We start from the raw sequence: 20,688 nt of genomic DNA on the forward strand, positions 1-20,688 counted from the left end.
AAGCTAACCTTATCTTCCTTAATGCTTTTTTAAGCTGACTCTTGCGCTTAGGCAAGTCGAGTCCAGTGTTGATATTGACCAGTAAATTTTTTGGCGAGCGGCGAGGCATATTGACCCGATTTAGACGTGGTGAGATTCAATTGGTGGAGTGATTCCGCCAATTTGACGGCCGCGACCACGCCATCAATAACAGGCACATTGAGCTGCTCGGATAACTCATTGGCGAGATCGGACATCCCCGCACAGCCCAAAACAATCGCTTCAGCGCCATCTTGTTGAATCGCCAGTTCACACTCATGCTTGAGCTGGTTATAGGTATCGCGATCAATGGATTCGAGATCGAGAACCGCAATATCCGTGGCACGCACACCGCTGCACAAATGCTGGTAACCGTAACGTTGCAACAGATGTTCGCTGGCTGGCAGGGTGCGAGTCATGGTGGTGACCACGCCAAATCGGTAGCTCACAAGGCTAGCGAGCTGAAAGGCGGCGCCCGCAATCCCAATCACCGGCTTAGTGGCGATCTCTCTTGCGGCATCCAGCGCGGGATCACCAAAACAGGCGATGATATGCGCATCAACGCCCAGCTGTTCGCCTTTACGGATCTCTTCTAATAGCGCTGCCGCAGCGATGGTTTCGTCAAAAGCACACTCGATACTTTCGGGACCATGTTCGGGTGAGATGGCGCGGATCTCGGTGCCAGGCTGAGCGATCTGCGCCGCACTAAGGGCGATCTTGTCGGTCATCCCTTGGCAGGTATTGGGATTTACTAGATTGATTTTCATGGTTTAATTCACTTGGGCAAAAAGGGTTTGAAAGTTAATTTCTGGGTCGGGTTCTTCATCCAGTTGCAGCGAGGACTTAATCATCTGTAAGTGATGCTGCATCCAGTGCTGGGCTTTGTCGGCTTGATTGTCATCGAGAAGATCAAGCAGTTGCGAGTGATCGCCGCAATCGCAACTCACGCTGTGTTTTGAACCATAAGCAGCAATAATCAGTGACGAGCGATAGCACAGTTGTTCGATAAATTCGGCTAATACCGAGTTATTCGCCAGTTTCGCGAGCTCAAAGTGGAAGCGAGCAGTGAGCTGTATCGAGGCTGCCAAGTCACCGTTTTCATCCGCTTGTTTTTCTTCCTTCACCATATCGCGAAAGTGATTAGAAGCTTCTTTGCTCCAATGACGCAAAATATCGCTAATCATCAGTGGTTCGAGCAGGATGCGACTGTCTAAAACCTCTTCTGCTTCTTGCTTACTCGGGTTGTTAACATGTGCGCCTTTGTTTGGCTGAATCACAACGAATCGTTCAAGGGCTAAACGCTGTAGAACTTTTCGAATACCGGTTCGACTAATGCCAAATGCTTCCGACAATTTATCTTCCGGTAAGCGTACGCCCGGCTCTAATTTATGTTCCACAATGGCTTTTAATATTTGCTGGTAGATTTTTTCATCACTCGACATTTTCATCACTCGATATTCTCATCACTCGACATGGTAGGGCTGCCCGTTATTTCTTTTTCTTTATAGAGATGGATAAAGCAAGTTGTATACCAAATATAGCCAATCTTAAGGGTTAATTGTATACAATATTTTCAGTCATTGTAGTCATTGGCGTGTTGGTTATCGGTGCGCATCGTTAGTTATGGATAAAATACCGTTGAAGTTATATTTCTAAGCACCAGAATGAGGCGCTTTGCGTCACGACAGTGCGAGCTATATGGTTTATTTATATCAGTAGAATTGTTTAACCCTTATTAAATAAGGGATTAACATTATGGCATGCTAATTGTATTTATGATTGTATACAATTATGAATGGAGACATAGAGATGGAAAAGGAATTACCAGTAAGTCCCAGACTCAGTAATGAAGATCTGGCACCAGAGCAAAAACAAAAATGGGGTTGGTACAGCATATTTGCTTTCTGGATGTCTGATGTTCACAGCGTCGGTGGTTATGTATTTGCCGCGAGCTTATTTGCATTAGGTTTAAATGGCATTCAGGTATTTATTAGTTTATTAGCCGGTATTTCAATTGTTTTGGTGTTTGCTAATTTAATGGGTAAACCCGGTCAGAAAGCGGGTGTTCCGTTTCCGGTTGTGGCTCGTATGTCGTTTGGTGTTTTTGGCGCTAATATACCCGCGGTGATCCGTGGCTTGATAGCGGTGGTTTGGTACGGTATTCAAACCTATCTGGCATCGAGTTCGTTTATTATTTTGTTGCTGTACTTCTTTCCGTCGACCGAGCAATTAGCTCAGCACTCATTCCTTGGTTTGTCATACCTTGGTTGGGTTGGCTTTACCTCGATGTGGATACTGCAAGCCGTTGTGTTTATGTTCGGTATGGACGTGATTCGCAAGGTCATTGACTGGTCGGGTCCGGCGATTTATCTGGCGATGTTTGCACTGTGTGGCTATATGATTAACCTCGCGGGTTGGGAAAACATCAGTTTCAACCTTGGCAAACAAAGCCTAGTAGGCTCGGATGCGATTGTGCAGATGTTGATTGCCACCGCTTTAGTGGCGGGTTACTTTGCGGGTCCCACGCTTAACTTCAGTGACTTTTCTCGCTACTGTGTGAGCTATAAAGAGCTGAAAATTGGTAACATTCTTGGTCTACCGGTTAACTTTATTCTGTTTTCTCTATTTAGTGTCATCATCGTTTCCGCGTCGATTCCTGTGTTTGGTGAAATGATTGTTGATCCGGTTGAAACCGTAAAACGCCTTGATTCAGGGATGATCACGGTATTAGGAGCGCTCACCTTTATTTTCGCCACAGTAGGCATCAATATTGTCGCTAACTTTGTTGCGCCAGCGTTTGATTTCTCGAATGTCTCGCCGCAAAAAATTAGCTTTAAAATGGGCGGTTTTATTGCTGCCTTTGGTTCGGTGTTATTAACGCCTTGGAATCTATTTAATAATCCAGAAGTGATTCACTATACCGTGGATGTATTAGCGGCGATGATTGGTCCCCTGTACGGCATTATTATTGTTGATTACTATATTATTAAGAAAAGTCAGATTCACGTACCGTCGCTCTATACGGAATCACCAAACGGTCAGTATTGGTATAAAAACGGCATCAATATGAACAGTGTTTATGCGTTATTAGTCGCCAGTGCGGTAGCGATTATTGCGACCTTCTTCGTGGTTGAATTAGCGAATTACGCATTATTTATCGGTGGCTTTGTCTCTGCCTTGGTATATCGTATTCTCATGGAAAAACGCCTTGCGTGGGCATCACAGTCTTCGCTAGCCAAACAACAATAAACCTTTCCCCTTCAAAACAGGTCAGTGCTTTGGTGCTCTGACCTGTTTTTTTTATTCATCAAAGTCATATGGATATTTTTCTAAATAGGGCGAGATTGCACGATTAGGGAATAGCGCTGTATTTGTACAAACTTGGTGCAGAAGCACCATATTAGACCATGTTATCTAACTGAATTTGGACATATTTTGTTTCATGTCGGCACTAAATCCCTATAAACACTGGGTTCTTTTAATTTACTTTATTTTGGCACATTCGTTGCACTATCTAATTTAGATGTTTCAATCGTTTCATAAATTAAAGGACTTAAAGTATGAAAGTACTCAAATTAATCATGGGTGTTGCTCTAACCTGTACTGTTGCCGTGACTTCATGGGTCGCGAATGCCTCTCAGCTTGATGTAATTAAGCAGCAAGGCGTCCTTAAAGTGGCGGTACCACAAGACTTTCCTCCGTTTGGCTCTGTCGGTATCGACCTCAAACCGCAAGGTTATGATATCGACATGGCGCAATATCTCGCGGATGAACTAGGCGTTAAGTTGGACTTAGTGCCTGTAACCAGTGCTAACCGTATTCCTTATCTGCAAACTCGCAAAGTGGACTTGGTGATTTCAAGTCTAGGTAAAAATGCTGAACGTGAAAAAGCGATCGATTTTACTGCGCCTTACGCGCCATTTTTCCTCGGTGTCTTTGGTCAGGGTAGTGAAAACGTGGCTTCTGCTGCGGAGCTAAAAGGCAAAACCGTTGGCGTAACAAGAGGTTCTGTTGAAGATATCGAGCTAAGCAAGTTGGTATCCGGTGACACAGTATTGAAGCGCTATGAAGATAACAACGCGACACTGTCTGCGTATCTTTCGGGTCAGGTTAGCCTTATCGCGACAGGTAACTTAGTGGTAACAGAAATTGCCAACCGTTATCCAAGCAAAGCGCCAGAAGTGAAATTTATGCTGAAAAACTCGCCATGCTACATCGGTGTGATGAAAGGCGATACTGAATTGCAGCAAGCGATCAATGAGTTGATCAGCAAAGCAAAATCAGACGGCAAACTAGAATCAATTTCTCAGAAATGGCTTAAGGCTTCATTCCCAGCAGATTTAGGTGCTTAAGTTAGGAACCTCGGTATGAATTATTCATTGGATTTTGCTGGGCTTATTCCTTACCTGCCGCAGTTTGCGGCAGGTGTCTGGACCACGATTAAACTCACGGTATTGTCCACAGTTGTAGGGCTTTTGCTCGGTACGTTATGTGCGGCGGGTCGCACTAGCCGAGCAAAATGGCTCAAAGTGCTGTGTTCGAGCTACATTGAGTTGGTGCGTAATACCCCATTTATTGTTCAGCTGTTTTTTATCTTTTTTGGATTACCGGCACTCGGCTTACGCCTTAATGCGTGGGAAGCAGGCGTATTGGCCATGGTGTTAAATCTTGGTGCATACAGTGCAGAGATCATTCGAGCGGGTATCGACGCTACGCCGAAAGGGCAGTGGGAAGCGGGTAAGGCGCTCGGTCTTACCAAAACTCAGACCTTGATCCATATCGTGCTGTCGCCTGCTTATCAGAGGGTTTATCCCGCGCTTGTTAGTCAGTGCATTATCGTTATGTTGGGTTCGGCGGTGGTATCACAAATCTCGCTTGAAGAACTGACCTTTGCCGCCAACTTTGCCCAGTCTCGAAGCTTTTTGAGCTTTGAATCCTATATGTTAACGGCCGCCATCTACTTGTTGCTCGCAGTGGCGATGCGGTTTGTGTTTTCCACCATTAAGCAAGTTAGCTTTAAAAACCCATCGTTGTAAGAGGTTTATACCATGGTCGAATTTTCTGATTGGGATATTTTACGTAACTTATTGCTAGCAGCAAGGTGGACACTATTGCTGTCGCTGTTGGCGTTTCTTTTTGGTGGGGCATTAGGGGCGTTATTGACTTTTTTGCACAGCACCAAAAACACATTTTTCACTGCGTTGATTAAGGTTTATGTGGAGCTATTTCAAGGCACTCCGCTATTAATGCAGCTGTTTTTGACCTTTTTCGGGCTATCGCTTATCGGTATTGAGGTCAGCCCGTGGACGGCGGCAATTTTGTCACTGACGCTATTTAGCAGCGCCTACTTCCATGATATCTGGCGCGGCTGTATTGAAGCGTTACCTAAAGGTCAATGGGAAGCATCAAAGACCTTGGGATTGACGTATTTTAATACCATGAAGCATGTGATTGCACCGCAAGCGTTTAAGATTTCTATCGCTCCCACCGTTGGCTTTTCGGTACAGATCGTTAAAGGAACCGCGTTGGCGTCCATTATCGGATTTGTCGAGCTCACCAAAGCGGGCACGATGCTCAATAACGCCACGTTTCAACCTTTTAAAGTGTTCGCTTTTGTCGCGTTGCTCTACTTCATGATGTGCTTTCCGCTGTCTGTTTACGCTCGTTATTTGGAGAATAAAAACCATGTCACTCGTTAGTATCGATCAAGTCCATAAATATTATGGCGAAAACCACGTATTGAAAGGCGTTGACCTAAAGGTTAAGGCTGGAGAAGTGGTGTCTATTATAGGTCGAAGCGGTTCTGGTAAAAGCACCTTGCTGCGCTGTTTGAATGGTTTAGAAAGCTATGAAGAGGGCGCCATCGTCGTTGACCGTCAGGCAGTGGAAGATGATGACTACAAGTTGCGAATCCTTAGTCGCAGCGTCGGAATGGTGTTTCAAAGCTTTAATCTCTTTCCCCACAAGACCGCAGGGGAAAATATCATGCTAGCGCCGATGCTGGTGCTGAAAAAGAGTCGTGAAGAAGCCAAAGTGCTGGCTCAAGAACTGCTCGAAAAAGTGGGTCTAGCCGACAAGTTTGATGCTTACCCAAGCAACTTATCCGGTGGACAACAGCAGCGCGTGGCGATTGCTCGCTCTCTGGCGATGTCACCTAAAGTATTACTGTGTGATGAGATCACCTCCGCACTGGATCCCGAATTGGTCGGTGAAGTGCTGCGCGTACTTGAACAATTAAAAGCCGAGGGCATGACGCTGATTTTGGTGACCCACGAAATGAATTTTGCCCGAGATGTGGGTGATCGCGTGGTGTTTATGAACCAAGGAAAGGTGTGGGAAAGTGGCGATAGCCAAGCGGTATTTGCTGATCCACAAACTGCAGAGTTACAAGCGTTCCTGTCTGCGGTTCGTTAATGACAGATAAAAAGTAAACCGACGGAGAAAGCGACCTTATGACCAACCCTATGACCGAACGCATTGCACAACATTATGCCGATTTGACGCAAAATAGTCGTCGCATCGCCGACTATTTGCTGGTGAATCCAGAAAAGATCTTGATGTTGTCGACCAATGAAATTGCTCAAGAGTGTTCGGTCTCCAAGGCGAGTGTCAGTCGTTTTATCCGTAAATTGGGCTATCAAGATCATGGCTGTTTGCGAACTGAATTGCTCGATGAGCGTGATAAAGGCACACCGATGGCCACGTTATCGGATGCCACCGGTTTTAACGCCGAACTCGCCGCGTTAGAAAGCATGTGGGCACAAATTGAAAGCATCGATCTTGAGCCTATCATTGACGCTTTGATGAACAGCAAAAGAATCAAACTGATTGGTTATCGCAATAGCTATCCGGTCGCTATGCACTTTAGGCAACAACTGTTGCAGTGTCGCCAGCAGGTGGATCTCTTGCCATTGCCGGGACAAACCATCGGCGAAGATATAGCCTCAATTGATGAGCAAGATTTCATCGTATTAATTGGTATTCGCCGTCGTGTCCATGGCTTTGCCGAGTTGATTGAACGATTACCGAGCCATCAAACGCTGTTGATTACCGACCAAACTGGCATTCATTACCAATCACAGGCTGCCTGCACCTTAGTTTGCCCAATGGGCAACGACCGACCACTGGATAGCTATGCCGCACCGATGGCGCTCATCTCTTATTTGAGCAACCGTGTTTACGACAAATTGGGACGCAAAGCGACAAAGGTCAGTGAGTCGGTCAGTCAAACCTACTCAGTTTTGAACGAATTAGAATAATTAACAACACGTTGGCTATACAAAGGAATCAATAATATGGAAAGGGATCGCCGAGTCTATTGCACACAAGGTCCAGAACGGCTGGAGCCGCTTCAATCTGGTCGCTTGGATGGGTTGAGTTTTGTGTTTAAAGACCTGTTTGATGTAGAAGGCTATGTGACGGGTGCTGGCAATCCGGCATGGCTTGATAGCCACGATCACGCCCAATCCACCACGCCATTGATTTTAGATCTGCTGTCAGACGGAGCACTTTGCCAAGGGCGAGTTCAGACGGATGAACTCGCCTACAGCTTAAACGGGATTAACGTCCATTATGGTACGCCTATTAACCCCGTCGCTCCCGATTCGTTACCCGGAGGTTCATCAAGTGGCAGCGCGGTCGCGGTGGCGAGTGGCGATGTGGATTTTGCTATTGGGACAGACACCGGAGGCTCGGTTCGCGTGCCTGCCAGTTATTGTGGTTTATATGGTTTACGCCCCACTTTGGGCGGCTTGTCTCTTGAGCATAGCTTTACCTTGTCACAAAGCTTCGATACCGCGGGCATCTTCAGTCGTGAACTGACGATTTTGAGTCAAGTATTCCAGACGTTGCGAGGCGAATCAGCAGCAGGTTCCGCCGCATCGAGAGTACTGCTCGATACTCGCATGAAGTCATTGATGGGACCGGAAAGATTAGCGCGTCTGAGTTATCTGCTGGACAAGGCGGATATCCAGCTTGTAGAGAAAGAGCTGTTGGCTGAAGCGGATTACGGTTTGGAGCAATTAAGCTTTATGTTTAGAACCATCCAAGGCTACGAAATCATCCAACGCCATGAAGCGTGGTTGCAACAGTGGCAACATACGCTGGCAGCACCCATTCAAGAGCGTGTGGCTTGGTCACGCCAATTAACCCGTGACGATTACCTTGGTGCTCAAAAGCAGCAAGCCGAGTTTACCCAATGGCTGACAGGCGTATTGGCGGATGAAAATGCTCAGTTATTGTTGCCCACGACACCGGGCGCACCACCTAAACTTACCATGCCAGAGGCAGAGCTTGCGCAGTATCGCTCCGATCTGATGGGATTAACGAGTTTGGCGGGACTTGCAGGCTTACCTCAATTACATATTCCTTTGCACAGCTTGGCACAAGGTCCGGCAGGATTTTCACTGCTGGGTTCGGCAAACAGTGAAGTATCGCTGATTGCCACGGCAAGCCGCTTAATCACAGGAGACGCATAATGACGTTTCAAACCTCTTTTACTGCGCCGCATTATGAGGCGGCTCAAGTCGGTCAGCGCATTCTGGATCAGGGCGGAACGGCGAGTGAAGCCATGGTTGCGGCGGCGGCGATGGTTGCGGTGCAATATCCGCATATGAACGGTATTGGCGGTGATGGTTTTTGGCTTATTTGTCGTCAAGGACAAGCGCCGGTGGCGATTGATGCCTGCGGGCGTTCGGCGTCACAACTGGACGTCGATGACTATCGAACACGGGGCGATGAACTGCCAGAAAGTGGCGGTGAAGCTTCAATTACCATGGCTGGCACCATTTCGGGTTGGCAAAAAGCGTTGCAACTTAATGCGGGTGTTGCGTCACTGCACGATCTGCTTGCGCCTGCCATTGAAGCGGCGCGAGAAGGTATTGAGGTCACGCAAAGCTTGGCTGATGCCAGTAAGAAAACCTTGATGCGATTACAGCATCTTCCTGAGTTTGCCAAACTGTTTCTTAACGAGGGACAGCCGCTGAAAGTCGGCGATACGGTGTGTAATGTCGCGTTGGCAAACACCTTGAGTCGCTTGGCTCAGGTTGGCTTAGATGACTTCTACCGCGGCGAGATCGCCCAGCAAGCGGCGCAAGAATTGGCGCAACTCGGCAGTCCATTAACTCTTGAGGATTTTCATCAGCACGATGCGGTAGTTACAGAGCCATTGACGGTATCAACCTCAAAGGGACAGCTTTATAACCTTGGCGCACCGACACAAGGCTTAGCGTCGCTGCTGATTATTGCCATCTACGATCAACTGGCCGAGCAAGCCGACAGCGAACTCGATCATATTCATCTATTGGTCGAAGCAACCAAACAAGCGTTTATTATTCGTGATCAGGTGATCACTGACCCAGATCATTTGTCGCAACCTCTCGACACGTATCTGACGCCAGAGGTGATTCGTGGTTGTGCAGATCAAGTGTCGATGACGCAAGCACTGCCTTGGCCACATCACGCCAAACCCGGCGACACCGTCTGGATGGGGGCGAGCGATCAATACGGCACCATGGTCAGTTTTATTCAAAGTATCTACTGGGAATTTGGTTCCGGTGTGGTACTGCCTTCTAGCGGTATTTTGTGGAATGTGCGTGGCAAGAGTTTTTCTCTGCATCCGGAGCACCACAACGTTCTTGCCGCCAATAAGAAACCGTTTCATACCCTAAACCCCGCTTACGCTGAGCTTAATGATGGCACGCGCATGGTCTACGGCACCATGGGAGGCGAGGGGCAACCACAGACGCAAGCTTGTCTGTTTAGTCGTCATCTGTATCAAAACATGCCCCTGTCGCAAGCGGTCTCGTTGCCGCGCTGGCTATTGGGCAGAACATGGGGCGATAGCAGCAACAATTTGCGTTTGGAAGAGGACCTTTATTCGGTCTACGCAACACCACTGACTGACCTGGGACACGAAGTGTCTCAGGTCGACAGTTTAAATGAATTAATGGGGCACGCTGGCGCGATTGCTGTCGATAAACATGGAAAAGCCACCGCAACTAGCGATCCACGCAGCGATGGCGAAAGTTTTGTAGGAGAAGAAGAATGACCACCCATACACTGTTTGAAACCCTTAACCCACCGCAGCGTTTACTCATGGGACCGGGTCCAATCAACGCTTACCCAAGGGTTCATCAAGCGATCTCGCAATCTTTGATTGGTCAGTACGATCCGGTGATGACGGGTTATATGACTCAAGTTCAGTCTCTATATCGCGGTGTGTTCCATACCGAGAATCAACAAACCATGCTAGTGGATGGAACGGCGCGTTCGGGTATTGAAGCGGTACTGGTTTCGGTGCTGAAACCCGGTGACAAAGTGCTGATCCCGATCATTGGTCGCTTTGGGCATCTATTGTGTGAGATTGCCGAGCGTGTCGGTGCCGTGGTACGAACGATTGAGATTGAGTGGGGCGAAGTGTGTCCGGCTGAGTTAGTCGAAAAAGAGATCAAAGCCTTTGGTCCTAAACTGCTGGCGACGGTACAGGGCGACACCTCAACCACCATGAATCAGCCGCTTAAAGAGTTTGGCGAGCTATGTCAAAAATACGATGTGCTGTTCTACTGTGATGCAACGGCGTCTATTGCTGGCAACGAATTAAAAGTCGATGAATGGCATCTTGATGCGGTATCGGCAGGGCTACAAAAGTGTTTAGGTGGGCCATCGGGCAGTGCGCCAATCACGTTAAGCGATCACTGTGCTGAAGTGATTAATCGCCGCAAGCACGTTGAAGCTGGCATCAAAGCCGACCATCACCAAAATGGCAGCGATGAAATTATTCGTTCTAACTATTTCGACCTTGCCATGATTATGGATTACTGGGGTCCCGAGCGCCTTAACCATCACACCGAAGCGACCAGTATGTTATATGCCGCGCGCGAGTGCGCCAGACTGTTCCTTGAAGAGGGAGCGGATGAGGTGATTTCTCGCCATAAGACGGCGGGTGATGCGATGGCAAGAGGTCTGCAAGCTATGGGACTTGAGCTGTTTGGTAACCCAAATTACAAAATGAATAACGTGGTTGGCGTTTATATTCCGCAACAAGTGGACGGTGACAAGGTTCGTCAAGAGCTACTGAACAGCTTTGGTATCGAAATCGGCACCTCGTTTGGTCCGCTACACGGCAAGATCTGGCGCATTGGCACTATGGGCTACAACGCTCGTCAAGAAGCGGTGTTAACCACATTAGCGGCGCTGGAAGCCATCCTAGTGCGCAACAAAGCGAAAATCATTCAGGGACAAGCTGTGATTGCAGCGATGGAATATTACGCTTAACACTCGCCAAGGAGTACAACACGGATGGATCATAGCAAGGCATTTAGGATTATGCAGCAAGCCGACAAGTTAGCCGAGTTTACCTCTATGCAAGGGGGATTAACTCGCACCTACTTGTCCGCGCAACATAAGCAAGCGCATCAGCAGTTGGCGAATTGGATGACGTCCGCAGGTTTAACCACGTGGCAAGATAGCGTCGGCAATCAGTGGGGACGCAAAGCCGCCAGCAATCTAGACGCGCCGATTTTGATCCTCGGCTCTCACAGCGACACGGTCGCGGATGCCGGAAAATACGACGGTAATCTTGGGGTTCTATTGGCGATATCGGCGCTGGAACAGCTGCAAGACGTTGAGTTTCCGTTTCATATTGATGTGGTTGCTTTTGCCGATGAAGAAGGCACACGATTTGACACCACCTTGATTGGCTCAAGCGCCGTGGCGGGTATATTCGACCCGCGCTGGTTAGCGATTGAAGATGGCGAACAGATCTCTATGGCGCAAGCGATGCAAACCTTTGGTCTTGATCCGCAACAGGCAGGCAAAGATCGCTTAGCCTGCGAAAAGGTATTGGCGTATCTTGAGGTTCATATTGAACAAGGACCGGTATTGGAAGCCGCTGATCGCGCCGTCGGTGTGGTCACGGGCATTGCTGGGGCGAAGCGTTATCAATTGAGCGTTAAAGGTATGGCGGGACATGCTGGCACGGTGCCGATTGGTATGCGCGCCGATGCCATGTGTGGCGCTGCGCAGATGACCTCGGCGATTGAGGCGTATGCCAAGCAACACAATTTGGTGGCGACGGTGGGTAAATGCGATGTGGTGTCGGGTTCTGTCAATGTGATCCCCGGCGAGGTCAATTTTACCCTCGATATTCGTAGCTTAGAGCAAGATAGCCTTGAGAAAGCGTGCGACGACCTGCTTACTGAGTTAAGTGTGATTGCTGAGCAACGAGGACTGACGTTTGCCCATCAACTGTTTTATCAGGCGCAAGCCGTACCGTGCAGCGAACGTTTGCAGCAAGCTTGGGGTGATGTGGTGGCAAAAGTCACCGATAAATCGGTCACTTTCTTGCCAAGCGGTGCGGGTCATGACGCTTTGGCGATGGCGCATTTAACCGAAGTCGGTATGTTGTTTGTACGCTGCGAAAAAGGCATCAGCCATCACCCGTTAGAGTCGGTGATGCAAGAAGATGTGGCGGTTGCTCTGGAATGTACCAAGCAGATGTTATTGGCTCAGTTAAGGGCTTATGGTGACCAAAGTGATCAATAGCAGTGACGATTTGGTGTTGGGGATCGCTGGCAACTCTCCCGGCTATTTGGCGCAAACAGGTGAGATTAAGGCATTTAGCGCCAATCAACGGCAACAGCATGGACCCAAAGCCCTGTTTCCTATTTATGTGAAAGGGCATGATAGCTTTCTGGGCACCGCGCCTTTTTGCCAAGTTCAACTACGTTTGCCTGCGTCGCGAGAGGCGGTAACGCAAATGGAACCTGAGTTGGCGGTACGATTTAAGGTAGAGTATGGTCAAGCGGGAGACGTTGCTGAGCTGCGCCCCTTTGCGCTGAGCTTGATTAACGACGCAACCCATAGAAACCGTGTCGTGACCAAGTTAGCACAAAAGAAAAATTGGGGACCACAGTCTAAAGGCGCACTTGAACAGCAAATAGCGATTGATTCGCTGCAAATTGAGGGCATGGAACACTATCGGATTTGCGGTTTTCTGGGGCGCGAAGGGCAGTGGCATCAATGCAGTGAGGATGTCTCGGTGTCACAATATACCGTGTTTTCTCAGGCACTGTGCGACTGGTTGGTTCAGCGTATTGCGCAGCAGCGCGATGAATCGGTACTGGATGATATCGGTCAACTCTTGGTGCAAGCCGGTTGCCCTCGTTCTATTACGGTCGCCATTGGTGCGCCCAGTTACACCGAAGCGTGCCGTGACCATCAACTGCAACACGGTGATGAGATGGTCGTCTGTCTTTATGATCAGCGCCGTTACCAATTTGATGAAATACAGACGCAGATAACAGAACCCGAGCTAGATAGTGTCGATTGCCAGCATAAGTTAGTGTTGCGACAGCGCGTGATCAGCGATCAAGAATCAGTGAAGTAACTTATTTATCAGTGCGTTAAGAAGTATGAGGATATAATGCAAAAACAAAAAGACCTCGCCGCGGCGTTTTTCCGCATCGGCATATTTGGGTTTGGTGGGGGACCGACCATGATCCCGCTTGTTCATAAGGAAGTGGTCGATAATTATAAGTGGATGTCGGATGATGAATTCTCCAACGTTCTCGCCATTGGTAATACGCTGCCGGGTCCTATCGCGACGAAGATGGCAGGCTATATTGGCTATAAAGTAGGCGGCACCATCGGCTGCATTAATGCCGTGATTGCGACCATTATTCCTATTATCATCGTGATGATTGCGGGCTTAGGTTTGCTTAACGAATATCGTGATAAGCCTTGGGTTGCGGGGATGGCGCAAGGGGTGATTCCTGTAGTGACTTGGATGATGGTCAAGCTGAGCTATGACTTTTTGTTAAAAGGTCATAAAGCGCTTGGCATGGTCGCGATGGCTTTTGGCGTCGTGGCGTCGATAGCGCTGATCGCTTGGCTTAATGTTCATCCCGGATTGGTGGTGGGCGCGGTCATCGTTGCCGTTCTATGCAAGCCAAGCCAGTCTAAGCCCAAGCCAGAATCTGAGCCCAAACAAGAAGCTAAGCTTGAGCCAGAAACAACTCAAAAGTTAAACACAGAAGACAATAAGGGATAACTATGCAGATCTATCTTGATATCTTTCTTGCCTTCTTTATTCCCAACATCGTCGGTTACGGTGGCGGTCCTGCGATCATTCCACTGATTGAGGCGCAAGTGGTGGGGCATTATGCGTGGATGGACGCGGCACAATTTGCTGAAGTATTAGCGCTGGGTAACGCACTACCTTCACCTATCGCAACTAAAATGGCGGGCTATATTGGCTATGAAATGGGCGGGACTTTAGGGGCATGCATCGCCATTTTTGCCACGGTGGCACCGACCATTATCATCATGCTGGTCGCGATGGGTGTGCTGTACAAATACCGCAACTCGCCAAAAGTCAAAGCGTTAAGTGCTTGGGTTCTGCCGATTATTTTTACCCTAATGGCACTGCTGAGCTACAAACTGGTGTTGTCAGGCACACAAGCAGGTTGGGGACATTTTGTGCTGCTGTTTGTTGTCGCTGGCATCTGTTTGGAAAAGCTAAAGGTTCATCCAACCTATGTGATATGCGCCAGTTTAGCCTATGGGGCGATTCTGCTTTAGTGGTTGCAAAACAACGTGAATGAACAGCCCATTGCGCTTATGTGTAATGGGCTTGTATGTAATGGGCTTTTTGATGGAAAGGGCGCAAGGAAGTAGTATAAATATGTGCCATTTTTCATACCGCAGCGTGACCAAAGGTAGGCTTATATACGCACTTCCGACTGCCAATATTGATACAAACCTGCAATATCACTGGAGCAAAGATGTTTCATCGCGTGCTTGAGAGTGGATTCTGACCAGTGCCACCATTCCATCTCTAGCAGCATGGCGATTTCCGTTTCGGTAAATCGATATTTAATGTGTTTCGCCGGATTAGAACCCACCACTTCATAAGGCGCGACATCCTTAGTGACCACGGCACGACTGGCAATAATGGCGCCATGTCCTACGTTGACGCCAGACATAATCATCGCTTCTGAGCCAATCCAGACATCGTTGCCGATCACGGTGTCACCTGCACGCAAAAAGCCATCTTGCGCTTCAGCAAAGTCCGCATGGTCTTGATAGAAAAATGGAAAGGTACTAATCCAATCGTTTCGGTGACCTTGGTTGCCTGCCATCATAAACACAGCACCAGAACCAATGGAGCAGTAACTGCCAATGATTAACTTATCGACATCATCCCTGTCCGGGTTGAGATAACGCGCACATTCATCAAAGCCGTGACCATGATAATAGCCGGAATAGTAGCTGTGTTTACCAACGATAATGTTGGGGTTGGTGACTTGTTCTAGGAGCGGTACTCCCGAAAAAGGCGATTCAAAATAATTCATCATTTCAATTTTCTTGCAAACAACATAACGCTTATAAACACTATGGTAAGCTCCTGAATATTTGGACGACTGACAAGTAATGTCGCAGCGGGTCTCAATGGTATCAAAGTGACGCCCATTACTCACTGTTAACCGCTTAATCTGTCACTATCGTCTACATTTGTATATACCCCGATAACTTCAAAATATGGCATTTTGAGGTAATTTGAATCCATTGGGGACATAGAGCGACTCAGCTCGCTAATAAATCCGTTGGCTGAGTGCTGTCGTTACACATTGCGCATGAGGGAATAGGAATGCGATATTTATTAGCCACTGTTTTGTCTATCGTCACCTTGGTGGGTTGTGAGTCCACCTACTATTCGGCGATGGAACAGGTGGGATACCATAAACGAGATATTATGGTGGATAGGGTTGAAGACGCCAAAGAGTCACAACAAGACGCTCAGCAAGAGTTTACCAGCGCCTTGGAGGCGTTATCGGCGGTGACCAATTTTAATGGCGGTGAGTTAGAAACCATTTACAACAACATTAACGCCAAATATGAAGCCAGTGAAGACGCGGCGCAAGAGGTCGCGGATCGTATCGAGGCGATTGAAAGTGTCTCGGATGCCTTGTTTGATGAATGGCAACAAGAGCTAGAGCTCTATTCAAGTGGCAATCTACGTCGCTCCAGTGAACAGAAGCTTCGTGACACCAAGGCGTCGTACAACACCATGCTGACGACCATGAAAAAAGCCGAACAGAAGATGCAACCGGTGTTAGACACCTTGCGCGACAATACGCTTTATCTAAAACACAACCTCAATGCCAGCGCCATCGGGTCGCTACAGGGCGAGTTTGCCAACCTAGAGCAAGACATTGAATATGCGATTCAGCAGATGAACGACGCCATTGCGGAGTCGGATAAATTTTTAAGTCAACTTAATCAGCAATAACAGCAGCAGTAGCAGTAACAATAACAACAACCACACAATTCACGACATAGGCTTACCTCAAAATCGCTCATTTTGTATGTAATAAAGCGGACAATAAATCAACAATTGTCCGCTTTTTTTGTGTTGGTGGAATGATAAGTTATTGAATTTAAATGCTTTGTCGGCTTGGTATGGTTCTCGCAATGTAAGCCATGAGTCTAAACATTTAAAGGAGATAGACCATGGCAATTCGTCAATGTGCAATTTACGGAAAAGGTGGTATCGGTAAATCCACCACTACGCAAAACTTAGTTGCAGCACTCGCTGAAGCAGGCAAAAAAGTCATGATCATCGGTTGTGACCCAAAAGCCGATTCAACTCGACTTATTCTTCACTCTAAAGCGCAAAGCACCATTATGGAAGCGGCGGCTGAACAAGGTTCGGTAGAAGACATTGAGTTAGAAGATGTACTCAAGGTCGGTTACGGTGATGTTCGTTGTGTTGAGTCTGGCGGTCCTGAGCCAGGTGTTGGTTGTGCGGGTCGTGGTGTTATTACCGCTATCAACTTCCTTGAAGAAGAGGGTGCTTATGAAGAAGACCTCGACTTTGTGTTCTATGACGTTCTTGGTGACGTGGTATGTGGTGGTTTCGCTATGCCAATCCGCGAAAACAAGGCACAAGAAATCTACATCGTATGTTCTGGTGAGATGATGGCGATGTACGCTGCCAACAACATCTCTAAAGGTATCTGTAAATACGCCACTTCCGGTAGCGTTCGTCTTGCAGGTCTTATCTGTAACTCACGTAATACTGACCGTGAAGATGAGTTGATTGAAGCACTGGCTGCCAAGATCGGTACGCAAATGATTCACTTTGTACCTCGTGACAACATCGTACAACGTGCTGAGATCCGTCGTATGACCGTGATTGAGTATGATCCAACTTGTAACCAAGCGGATGAATATCGCACGCTAGCTCAGAAGATCATTGCCAACGAGCTGTTTGTGGTTCCAACTCCAGTGTCTATGGACGGGCTGGAAGATCTGTTGATGGAATTCGGCATCATTGATGAAGAAGATGAAACCATCATCGGTAAAACTGCAAGCCAAGAAGCAGCAGCATAATTGCCCCGAGTAGGGAAACACAGGCAACAACGACAATCTGGAGGCAAGGATGTCGATGAATAAACAAGATACGCAAGCCATTATCGATGAGATCTTGGAAGTCTATCCCGAGGTGGCAAGGGAAGATCGTAAAAAGCACTTAGCTGTAAACGATCCTGCTGCCGAGAGCTCGAAATGTATTACCTCAAACCGTAAGTCACTACCCGGTGTTATGACGGTTCGTGGTTGTGCTTACGCAGGCTCGAAAGGGGTAGTGTGGGGACCGGTGAAAGATATGATTCATATCTCGCATGGTCCGGTTGGGTGCGGTCAATACTCCCGTGCGGGTCGTCGAAATTACTACACAGGTACCACAGGTGTAGATAGCTTCGGCACCATGAACTTCACTACAGATTTCCAAGAGCGCGACATCGTCTTTGGTGGTGATAACAAGCTGACCGCAGCACTGCAAGAAATTGATGCGCTGTTCCCGTTAGCCAAAGGTTACTCAGTGCAATCTGAGTGTCCCGTGGGCTTGATTGGTGATGACATTGAAGCGGTCGCGAAAACGCAAAGCGAGGCACTGGGCAAAACAATTGTGCCTGTGCGTTGTGAGGGTTTCCGTGGTGTGTCTCAATCTCTGGGTCACCATATCGCTAACGATACCATTCGTGACCATGTACTGGATAAAGCGGATGAGATTGAGTTTGAAACCACAGACTATGACGTCGCTATTATTGGTGACTACAACATCGGTGGTGATGCTTGGTCTTCGCGCATTATCCTAGAAGATATGGGTCTGCGAGTTGTGGCGCAATGGTCTGGTGACGGTACGTTATCGGAAATGGAAAACACGCCAAAAGTGAAGCTGAATCTGGTTCACTGCTACCGTTCAATGAACTATATCGTTCGTTATATGGAAGAGAAACACGGCGTGCCTTGGGTAGAGTACAACCTGTTTGGACCAACTAAGATCGAAGAGTCGATGCGCAAGATTGCGGCTATGTTCGACGAAAAGATCCAAGCACAAACCGAGCAAGTGATTGAGCGCTATCGTCAAGAATGGCAAGCGGTGATCGATAAGTATCGTCCTCGCCTTGAGGGTAAAACCGTGATGCTGTATGTCGGTGGCTTACGTCCAAGACACATTATCGGTGCTTATGAAGATTTGGGCATGGAGATTGTCGGTGCGGGTTATGAATTTGCTCACAACGATGACTATGTCAAAACCATTCCAGACATGCAAGAAGCCACATTGCTGGTGGATGATGCAAGCAGCTATGAATTAGAAGAGATGGTGAAAAAGCTGAATCCTGATCTGATTGGTTCTGGTGTCAAAGAGAAGTATGTATTCCAAAAAATGGGCTTCCCATTCCGTCAGATGCACAGCTGGGACTACTCCGGTCCTTATCACGGTGTTGATGGTTTTGCGATCTTTGCCCGAGATATGGATCTCACCCTAAACAACCCTTGCTGGGACAAGCTAGAGCCGCCTTGGATGAAAACGGAAGATGACACCCAAGAGTTAGCGAAAAGCGCGTAATCTGCACCGTTAAGGTACAGATGAGTGAAGCAAAATTAACCGAACCACAGTTCACGGATGAGTGGCGTGGTAGGAGATGAGTATGCCTCAGAATGTAGATGCAATAAAACCCGGCTTTCCGCTGTTTAGCGAGCCGGAATATCAGGAGATGTTAGCCAATAAGCAGGCTAATTTCGAACAATCGGTCGACACAGCCAAAGTCCGCGAAGTCTTTGACTGGACCACAACCCAAGAATACGCTGACCTTAACTTTGAGCGTAAGCACATCACGATTGACCCCGCTAAAGCGTGTCAGCCTCTTGGTAGTGTGCTTTGTGCCCTTGGTTTTGAGAATACCTTGCCTTATGTGCATGGTTCACAAGGCTGTGTGGCGTATTTTAGAACCTATTTTAACCGTCACTTTAAAGAGCCCGTGGCTTGTGTCTCGGACTCGATGACCGAAGACGCGGCGGTATTTGGTGGTCAGGATAATATCTTCTACGGACTGCAAAATGCTTACGCCTTGTATAAGCCAGAAGTGATTGCCGTTTCGACCACTTGTATGGCGGAGGTCATTGGTGATGACTTAAATGCCTTTATTGGTAACGCCAAAGAGAAAGAGTTTATCCCTAAAGATGTGCCGACGCCTTTTGCGCACACGCCAAGCTTTGTGGGTAGCCACTTAACCGGTTGGGACGCGATGCTTGAAGGTATGTTGAGCTACTTTACTAAAGCTGAGAAAGGTAACTACCAAGTCGCGAGTGAAAATAAGGTCAACATCGTACCGGGTTTTGAAACCTATCTGGGTAACTACCGTGTTATCAAGCGTATGCTTGAGCAGATGGGCGTTGATTACACCATGCTGAGTGATCCATCTGAGGTGTTAGATACGCCTGCCGATGGTGAATATCGCATGTACGCTGGTGGTACTCCTGTTTCTGATGTGAAATCGGCACCGAATGCCAAAGCGACGCTGTTCCTGCAAGGGGAACATGCGGTGAAAAGCCGTAAGTTTGTTAAGACGGTTTGGGAGCAAGACGCACCAGAGATCAATCTGCCAATGGGTCTTGATTGGACTGATGAGTTCTTAATGAAAGTCTCGGAAATCACCGGACAAGCCATCCCAGAAGAGTTAGCGAAAGAGCGTGGTCGCTTGGTCGACATGATGCAAGATTCTCATACTTGGCTGCATGGCGTAACCCTCTCACTTTATGGTGATCCAGATTACTTGATGGGGATGGTGAAGTTCTTAACTGAGCTAGGTTGTGAAATCAAGCATGTGCTTTGTCATAACGCGACCAAACGCTGGCGTAAAAAGATGGAGGCATTGTGTGCTCAGTCTCCATATTCCGCAGAGGCGAAGGTATTTGTCGGTAAAGACTTATGGCATTTCCGTTCATTAATGTTTACCGAGAAACCGGATCTAATGATTGGTAACTCTTACGGTAAGTTTATTGAGCGCGACACCCTTGCCAAAGGTGCAGAGTTTGAGGTGCCACTTGTGCGCATTGGTTTCCCAATCTTCGACCGTCACCATCTACATCGCAACACCACCTTGGGTTATGAAGGCGGTATGCAGATGTTGACCACATTAGTGAACGAAGTCTTAAGCAAACTAGACCGCGACACTAATCAACTTGGTGTTACCGATTACGGCTTTGATTTAGTCCGTTAACCCAAGTCCAATCATGGCGCTACTGGATAGCGCCATGATTGATTGCGATATGACTGATCACCACCGATCAGCGCCCCAAGGATGGACAGAAAGTAAGGAA

At 47.8% G+C, this 20,688-nt stretch carries 20 protein-coding genes; 17 read left to right on the forward strand and 3 right to left on the reverse strand.

Translation table 11 applies throughout. The annotated features are described in order from the left end of the window. Positions 1 to 47: 47 nt before the first annotated feature. Together L9Q39_RS15275 and L9Q39_RS15280 are read right to left on the reverse strand one after the other, a co-directional pair. Entirely contained in the window at positions 48 to 785 is a 738-nt protein-coding gene (locus L9Q39_RS15275; protein WP_237485964.1) for an aspartate/glutamate racemase family protein, read from the reverse strand. A 3-nt stretch (positions 786 to 788) separates the two neighbouring features. Then, positions 789 to 1,466 (reverse strand): GntR family transcriptional regulator, encoded by a 678-nt coding sequence (locus L9Q39_RS15280; RefSeq protein WP_237485965.1) that lies wholly within the window; start codon positions 1,464 to 1,466, stop codon positions 789 to 791. Between the two features lie 361 nt (positions 1,467 to 1,827). Here L9Q39_RS15280 and L9Q39_RS15285 point away from each other — a divergent pair, with 361 nt between their 5' ends. The 13 genes from L9Q39_RS15285 to L9Q39_RS15345 all read left to right on the forward strand — a co-directional run bounded on the left by L9Q39_RS15285 (position 1,828) and on the right by L9Q39_RS15345 (position 14,598). Then, positions 1,828 to 3,267, forward strand: a complete 1,440-nt coding sequence (locus L9Q39_RS15285; protein ID WP_237485966.1) for an NCS1 family nucleobase:cation symporter-1 — start codon at positions 1,828 to 1,830, stop codon at positions 3,265 to 3,267. 311 nt (positions 3,268 to 3,578) lie between these two features. Beyond that, on the forward strand, positions 3,579 to 4,370 hold the full coding sequence (locus L9Q39_RS15290; RefSeq protein ID WP_237485967.1) for a transporter substrate-binding domain-containing protein: 792 nt from the start codon (positions 3,579 to 3,581) through the stop codon (positions 4,368 to 4,370). A 15-nt stretch (positions 4,371 to 4,385) separates the two neighbouring features. Next, positions 4,386 to 5,054, forward strand: coding sequence for an amino acid ABC transporter permease (locus L9Q39_RS15295; protein ID WP_237485968.1), 669 nt, complete (start codon positions 4,386 to 4,388; stop codon positions 5,052 to 5,054). Positions 5,055 to 5,066: 12 nt separating this feature from the next. After that, on the forward strand, positions 5,067 to 5,717 hold the full coding sequence (locus L9Q39_RS15300) for an amino acid ABC transporter permease (RefSeq protein ID WP_237485969.1): 651 nt from the start codon (positions 5,067 to 5,069) through the stop codon (positions 5,715 to 5,717). Continuing rightward, positions 5,704 to 6,432 (forward strand): amino acid ABC transporter ATP-binding protein, encoded by a 729-nt coding sequence (locus L9Q39_RS15305; protein WP_237485970.1) that lies wholly within the window; start codon positions 5,704 to 5,706, stop codon positions 6,430 to 6,432. The genes L9Q39_RS15300 and L9Q39_RS15305 overlap by 14 nt, the downstream gene beginning before the upstream one ends. 38 nt (positions 6,433 to 6,470) lie before the next feature. After that, complete coding sequence (locus L9Q39_RS15310; protein WP_237485971.1) at positions 6,471 to 7,277, forward strand: MurR/RpiR family transcriptional regulator; 807 nt, start codon at positions 6,471 to 6,473, stop codon at positions 7,275 to 7,277. A 36-nt stretch (positions 7,278 to 7,313) separates the two neighbouring features. Beyond that, positions 7,314 to 8,495, forward strand: a complete 1,182-nt coding sequence (locus L9Q39_RS15315) for an amidase (RefSeq protein WP_237485972.1) — start codon at positions 7,314 to 7,316, stop codon at positions 8,493 to 8,495. Beyond that, a complete protein-coding gene (locus L9Q39_RS15320) occupies positions 8,495 to 10,066 on the forward strand; it encodes a gamma-glutamyltransferase family protein (RefSeq protein ID WP_237485973.1) in 1,572 nt (523 codons plus the stop codon). Before L9Q39_RS15315 ends, L9Q39_RS15320 begins: the two co-directional genes overlap by 1 nt. Then, positions 10,063 to 11,292: a pyridoxal-phosphate-dependent aminotransferase family protein gene (locus L9Q39_RS15325; RefSeq protein ID WP_237485974.1), complete on the forward strand. Its 1,230-nt coding sequence runs from the start codon at positions 10,063 to 10,065 to the stop codon at positions 11,290 to 11,292. Before L9Q39_RS15320 ends, L9Q39_RS15325 begins: the two co-directional genes overlap by 4 nt. Positions 11,293 to 11,316: 24 nt before the next feature. Continuing rightward, positions 11,317 to 12,561, forward strand: a complete 1,245-nt coding sequence (locus L9Q39_RS15330) for an allantoate amidohydrolase (RefSeq protein WP_237485975.1) — start codon at positions 11,317 to 11,319, stop codon at positions 12,559 to 12,561. After that, the gene (locus tag L9Q39_RS15335) at positions 12,551 to 13,405 is read left to right on the forward strand and encodes a DUF5718 family protein (RefSeq protein ID WP_237485976.1); all 855 of its coding nucleotides are present in this window, start codon (positions 12,551 to 12,553) and stop codon (positions 13,403 to 13,405) included. The genes L9Q39_RS15330 and L9Q39_RS15335 overlap by 11 nt, the downstream gene beginning before the upstream one ends. Positions 13,406 to 13,441: 36 nt before the next feature. Then, positions 13,442 to 14,068, forward strand: a complete 627-nt coding sequence (locus tag L9Q39_RS15340) for a chromate transporter (protein ID WP_237485977.1) — start codon at positions 13,442 to 13,444, stop codon at positions 14,066 to 14,068. A gap of 2 nt (positions 14,069 to 14,070) precedes the next feature. Continuing rightward, the gene (locus L9Q39_RS15345) at positions 14,071 to 14,598 is read left to right on the forward strand and encodes a chromate transporter (RefSeq protein ID WP_237485978.1); all 528 of its coding nucleotides are present in this window, start codon (positions 14,071 to 14,073) and stop codon (positions 14,596 to 14,598) included. Between the two features lie 143 nt (positions 14,599 to 14,741). On the opposite strand, the gene catB is transcribed toward L9Q39_RS15345, so the two are convergent. Beyond that, positions 14,742 to 15,374, reverse strand: a complete 633-nt coding sequence (gene catB / locus L9Q39_RS15350; protein WP_435532844.1) for a type B chloramphenicol O-acetyltransferase — start codon at positions 15,372 to 15,374, stop codon at positions 14,742 to 14,744. A gap of 293 nt (positions 15,375 to 15,667) precedes the next feature. Here catB and L9Q39_RS15355 point away from each other — a divergent pair, with 293 nt between their 5' ends. The 4 genes from L9Q39_RS15355 to nifK all read left to right on the forward strand — a co-directional run bounded on the left by L9Q39_RS15355 (position 15,668) and on the right by nifK (position 20,588). Then, positions 15,668 to 16,309 carry a DUF2959 domain-containing protein gene (locus L9Q39_RS15355; protein WP_237485979.1) on the forward strand — a complete coding sequence of 214 codons (642 nt, stop codon included), beginning with the start codon at positions 15,668 to 15,670 and terminating at the stop codon, positions 16,307 to 16,309. A 221-nt stretch (positions 16,310 to 16,530) separates the two neighbouring features. Continuing rightward, positions 16,531 to 17,412, forward strand: a complete 882-nt coding sequence (nifH, locus tag L9Q39_RS15360; protein ID WP_237485980.1) for a nitrogenase iron protein — start codon at positions 16,531 to 16,533, stop codon at positions 17,410 to 17,412. A gap of 55 nt (positions 17,413 to 17,467) precedes the next feature. Continuing rightward, a complete protein-coding gene (gene nifD / locus L9Q39_RS15365; RefSeq protein WP_237485981.1) occupies positions 17,468 to 18,934 on the forward strand; it encodes a nitrogenase molybdenum-iron protein alpha chain in 1,467 nt (488 codons plus the stop codon). A gap of 82 nt (positions 18,935 to 19,016) precedes the next feature. Next, positions 19,017 to 20,588, forward strand: coding sequence for a nitrogenase molybdenum-iron protein subunit beta (gene nifK, locus L9Q39_RS15370; protein ID WP_237485982.1), 1,572 nt, complete (start codon positions 19,017 to 19,019; stop codon positions 20,586 to 20,588). The last annotated feature ends 100 nt before the right edge of the window (positions 20,589 to 20,688 follow it).

Source organism: Vibrio hippocampi, assembly GCF_921292975.1.
GTDB lineage: Bacteria > Pseudomonadota > Gammaproteobacteria > Enterobacterales > Vibrionaceae > Vibrio > Vibrio hippocampi.